6 protein-coding genes are annotated in these 5,248 nt (G+C 37.6%); 5 read left to right on the top strand and 1 reads right to left on the bottom strand.

Annotated features, from left to right (window positions below; translation table 11 throughout):
* A partial coding sequence (locus F3G86_RS02390; protein ID WP_149723152.1) for a hypothetical protein occupies positions 1–247 on the bottom strand: 247 nt, incomplete at its 3' end.
* A 113-nt stretch (positions 248–360) separates the two neighbouring features.
* On the opposite strand from F3G86_RS02390, the gene mqnE reads away from it, so the two are divergent.
* The 5 genes from mqnE to F3G86_RS02365 are packed head-to-tail and all read left to right on the top strand — an operon-like array spanning position 361 to position 5,099.
* The gene (gene mqnE, locus F3G86_RS02385) at positions 361–1,422 is read left to right on the top strand and encodes an aminofutalosine synthase MqnE (RefSeq protein ID WP_002939521.1); all 1,062 of its coding nucleotides are present in this window, start codon (positions 361–363) and stop codon (positions 1,420–1,422) included.
* Between the two features lie 11 nt (positions 1,423–1,433).
* Entirely contained in the window at positions 1,434–2,726 is a 1,293-nt protein-coding gene (locus F3G86_RS02380; RefSeq protein WP_149722880.1) for an NCS2 family permease, read from the top strand.
* Between the two features lie 12 nt (positions 2,727–2,738).
* Entirely contained in the window at positions 2,739–3,179 is a 441-nt protein-coding gene (locus tag F3G86_RS02375) for a phosphoribosyltransferase (protein WP_012001533.1), read from the top strand.
* A gap of 9 nt (positions 3,180–3,188) precedes the next feature.
* The gene (locus F3G86_RS02370) at positions 3,189–4,406 is read left to right on the top strand and encodes an ArnT family glycosyltransferase (RefSeq protein ID WP_149722879.1); all 1,218 of its coding nucleotides are present in this window, start codon (positions 3,189–3,191) and stop codon (positions 4,404–4,406) included.
* Positions 4,407–4,409: 3 nt separating this feature from the next.
* Positions 4,410–5,099 carry a pilus assembly FimT family protein gene (locus F3G86_RS02365; protein WP_149722878.1) on the top strand — a complete coding sequence of 230 codons (690 nt, stop codon included), beginning with the start codon at positions 4,410–4,412 and terminating at the stop codon, positions 5,097–5,099.
* The last annotated feature ends 149 nt before the right edge of the window (positions 5,100–5,248 follow it).

The raw sequence follows: 5,248 nt of genomic DNA, 5'->3' as shown, positions 1-5,248 counted from the left end.
ATTTGCCAGTGGCTAGAACGCTAAAAGCAAAGCTGTCATTTTGTGGCACAAACTCATCAAAAAATTCTCGCATAGTTTCATTTAAATAAGATTTTATAAAATCATCATACTCTTTGGCTAAGAAATTTGTGAAATTTCTGCCCTGGTTTTTTTGAAAATGTTTTGGCAAATTTGCCTTAAAATCAAGAAATTTCTCTTTGATTTTTGAATAATTATCGCTATTTTTGGCACTTTTATCAGCTAGCATTTAGTGTTTCCATTGTTAAAAATATCTTGGCAAATGTTACATAATTTTTGCAAAAACAAAGCTTTATTTGCTTATAATAAAGCCTTAAGTTCAGCTTTAGGACGATATAACTAATGAATCTATTACAAAAACTAGAAAGTGGCGAGAGATTAAGCAAACAAGAGGCTTTTTCGCTTTATGAGCTTGATCTTTTTACCTTGGCTAAATTTGCCGACAAAAAGCGCAGAAAACTGCACGGCAACAAGGTCTTTTTTAATGTAAATCGCCATATCAATCCAACAAATATCTGTGCTGACATCTGTAAATTTTGCGCATTTTCAGCCCACAGAAAAAATCCAAATCCATACTTAATGAGCCACGAAGAAATTTTAAAGATCGTTGATGAGAGCGTGAGCCACGGTGTAAAAGAGATACACATCGTCTCCGCTCACAACGCAACTAGCGGTTGGCAGTGGTACTTAGAAATTTTTAAAAAGATAAAGGCAGCTCATCCAGAGCTTCACGTAAAGGCGATGACGGCGGCTGAGATTGATTTTTTATCAAGGCATTACGGCTTAAGCTACGATGAGGTGATAGAAAAAATGCTTGAATACGGCGTCGATAGCATGCCAGGGGGTGGGGCTGAAATTTTTGATGAAGAGGTCAGGGCTAAAATTTGCAAAGGCAAGGTAAGTAGCGAGAACTGGCTAAAGATCCACAAAATGTGGCACGATAAAGGCAGGCAAAGTAACGCTACAATGCTCTTTGGGCACATAGAAAGCCGTGAAAATAGGATCGATCACATGCTAAGGATCAGAGACTTGCAGGACGAAACTGGCGGATTTAATGCATTTATCCCGCTTGTCTATCAAAGAGAAAATAACTATTTAAAAGATGTTAAATTTCTAGGATCAGCTGAAATTTTAAAGACTATGGCGATATCTCGCTTGGTGCTTGATAACGTCCCACACATAAAGGCATACTGGGCTACTTCGACGCTAAATTTAGCGATGATCGCTCAGGAATTTGGCGCTGATGATCTTGATGGCACGATAGAAAAAGAGAGTATCCAAAGTGCAGCCGGCGCAAACAGCGCAAATGGCGTCACACTAAAGACGTTTTGCGATCTTATTAAAACATCTGGTTTTACGCCGGTTGAGCGTGATAGCTTATATAACGAACTTAAAATTTACTAAAGGAGCTTGGGGTGAAATTTTTTGACTTAGCACAAAACAAAACGAGTGTGAAGCAGGAATTTGGAGCGGGACTTACGACATTTTTGGCGATGATGTATATCGTGCCGGTAAATGCGATCATTATGAGCAAAACTGGCATGCCTTATGAGGCGCTAATAACGGCAACAGCGCTAATTACCATATTTTCTACTGTATTAAATGGTCTTTGGGCGAACACGCCAGTTGCGATGAGCGTTGGTATGGGGCTTAACGCTTATTTTACATTTGGTCTTTGCATCGGTATGAAAGTGCCTTGGCAAACGGCTCTTGGTGTTGTTTTTCTAAGCGGCGTGATATTTGTCGTCTTGTCTTTTACAAATTTTAGGATGTGGATAATAAGATCCATCCCACTTGATCTAAGAAGAGCGATAAGCGCTGGTATAGGCACATTTATCAGCTTTGTGGCGTTTCAGCAAATGGGCTTTATCGTAAATAACGACGCGGTTTTAGTTGGCATAGGAAATTTCAGAGATCCAAATGTGCTTCTTGGCGTTTTGGGGCTATTTTTGGTTATTTGCTTTTGGGCGTGGAAGATAAAGGGCGCGTTTATCCTAGCTGTGCTTGTCACTTCAGTGATCGCTTGGGTGCTTGGCATCGCTCCTCATCCAACAGAAATTTTCTCAACTCCAGCCTCTATCTCACCGATATTTTTAGAGCTTGACATAAAAGGCGCCTTTAGCCTAGCCTTACTCCCAGTTGTTATCACATTTTTTGTGACCGATCTTTTTGACTCGATAGGCACGCTAGCTGGCGTTGGCACAAGGGCTGGGATATTTGACGAAAACAAAAAAGATGGCGTCGTAAAACTTGAAAAAACTCTTGAAGCTGACGCTATTGCTACGGCAGCTGGCTCACTTGTAGGTGTAAGTACGACCACATCGTTTGTAGAGAGCGCAAGCGGCGTAGAAGAGGGTGGTAGGACTGGTCTAACAGCTGTATTTTGCGGACTTTTGTTTATACTTACACTATTTATGTTGCCACTTTTTAAAGCGATCCCTGGCAATGCCATCTATCCGATCCTTGTAATGGTCGGTGTGCTTATGTTTGCCGAGCTTGCTAGCATAAATTTCAAAGATCCAGCCATCGGAGTTGCGACATTTTTCATAGTTGTACTCATCCCGCTTACTTACTCGATCACAAACGGCCTTGCATTTGGCTTTATGTCATACGTCATAGTTAAGCTTATAAAGAGAGAATTTAGCGATATAAATTTAGGTGTAGTCGTGCTAGCGCTCATTAGTTTTATCGTATTTTTAGTGCATTGATAAGGATGAAAGATGATATTTTATAGCTACGATGAATTTGCCGTTGATGCTAAAAAGATGGCAAAACAGATAAAAGATGAGTTTGATCCAGAGGTGATACTAGCCGTGGCAAGAGGTGGTCTAACGCTTGGCCACTCGCTAGCTGTTGCGCTTGAAAATAGAAATTTATTTACTTTAAATTCTATCCACTATGAAGATACAAACAAGCTTGATACGATACAAATTTTTAACGTGCCAGATCTTAGCAAATACACTAAAATTTTGCTTGTTGATGACATCATCGATAGCGGCGAGAGCATGGTCGAGATAAAAAGAGAGCTGCTTAAACGCTATCCAAATTTAGATATAAAGATAGCGACTGTATTTTATAAAGAGAAGGCTCTGCTTTTGCCTGAATTTAAGGTAAAAGAGGCTCATGACTGGGTTGAGTTTTTCTGGGATATACATATTTAAGGGCGCGATTTGTTAGAAAGAGTTAGAGAATTTGCTAGCAGACACATCGCTTTTAGCGTATTTTTGATATGTTTGATTGATTTTGTTTTTCTGCTTTATGCGGCAAATTCTCTTAGTATAAGCTACAATGAGGCTGAAATTTTCTTTCAAAAGCACAGCCTTTTAAGCTACATCTTAAAATTAAGCACCCATTTTTTTGGTCAAAATGACCTTGCTGTGCGGGGCGTGATGATCTTTTTTCACATCGCAAGCGTGGTTTTGATGTATAAAGTCAGTAAATTTTACATTAAGCTCGAATTTGACAGGATCATAGCGGTCCTACTTTTTGTGCTGCTTCCTGGCACGCTAGCTTCAGCACTTATCATAAATAACGCTGGAATTTGCATCACTCTAGCGCTTTTATGCATATATCTTTTTCATATTAAAAAGAAAATTTTATTTAGCCTCTTTTTCTGCCTAGCCTTTTTCATAGATGGTGATTTTTTGATATTTTATGCAGGATTTTTTATATTTGCACTTTACAAAAGAAAGCCGCCTCTTGCTTGGCTCAGTGCCATTTTATTTTTGCTGACGCTTTACTTTTTTGGCTTTGAAACAAATGGCAGACCAAGCGGGCACTTTATCGATACTTTTGGCATATTTGCAGCTGTATTTTCGCCATTCGTCTTTATCTTTTTTGTATATACGATTTATAGAATTTGGGTTAAGGAGAAGAAGGATCTTTTGTGGTTTATCGCCATTTGCTCATTTTGCTTTTGTATGATAGTCTCTGTGCGCCAAAGGCTGGAGCTTGAGCAGTTTTTGCCATTTTGTGTGATCGCAACGCCACTTATGGTAAGAGTTTTTTTCAACTCATATCGCGTGAGGCTGCCAAAATTTAGAAAAGGTCATAAAATTTGCACTAGCTTAGTGATGCTATTTTTGATATTTAACTGGTCAGCGATCATTTTTAATCAAATTTTTTACCTCTTTTTAAGCGATCCTACAAAACATCTCACTTATAAATTTGATGTAGCAAAAGAGCTGGCAGATAAGCTAAAAGAGGCTGGAGTGCAAGATATAGCGACTGAAGATACAAGGCTTGCGCTAAGGCTTAAATTTTATGGGATAAAAACAAAAAGCTACTCTAAAAATTTATTAGCAAGTGCCGATTTAGATGAGAAGTCAAAATTTAGTATAGAAAAAATGGGAAAAGTAGTTGCAAATTTCAATATCAAGGAACGATAAACTATGAAAAAAAGAGCTTTTACGATGATAGAGCTTATTTTTGTTATTGTTGTTGTTGGAATTTTAGCTGCCATTATGATCCCAAAACTAAACAGAAATGCCTCAAGAGAAGCTGCAAATCAGATCCTAACTCATATAAGATACACCCAGCACCTCGCTATGCAGGATGATAAATATGAAAATTTTATTAGCAATCAGTCTAAGCCATGGTTTAAGTTGAGATGGGGAATAACATTTAATGAAACTAGTCTAAAGGAATGCTCTATAGATAAACTAGGAGTTAAGACTTGGAAGTATAGTGTTTTTTTTGACAAAAGTATAAATGGAAATATAAATTCGGAAAGAGAAGTAGCAAACGATATCTATAAAAGCGGGAAACTCCTTAGTGGAGGCTGGAGTGGAATATCAACAGATGCTTGTAAAAAAATAAATAAGGAATTAAATTTAGGAAAAAGATTTGGTATAACATTAGTTGATTTTAAAGATGGTTGTAGTGGAATGCAAACTATAATTTTTGATGAAATGGGTCGCCCTATGAGAGTAGCAAGTACTACTTCTGGTGGAGCAAAGCGTCCTTATGATAGACTTCTTAAAAAAGATTGCAGTATAACAATAACTGATAAACGCGGCAATCAAACAACCATTACTATAGAAAAAGAAAGTGGCTTTGCATCCATAAAAGAAAATAGTTAAATTTGATTAAAAATTTATAATTTTTATTTTTTAAAAAAGTTGCCATTTTTTAATCTGCCTTTAAGCATCCCTCATATATAATTCCAGCTCACGAAACGAGAAACCACCTTTAACTTCAACGTTAATAAAGCCTTTTTCTTATCGTTGTT

Origin of the sequence: Campylobacter concisus (genome assembly GCF_902460595.1) — a bacterium.
GTDB classification, from domain to species: Bacteria; Campylobacterota; Campylobacteria; order Campylobacterales; family Campylobacteraceae; genus Campylobacter_A; species Campylobacter_A concisus_BL.
Note: the sequence above shows the minus strand (reverse complement) of the source record. Positions and strands in the feature narration are given on the sequence as shown.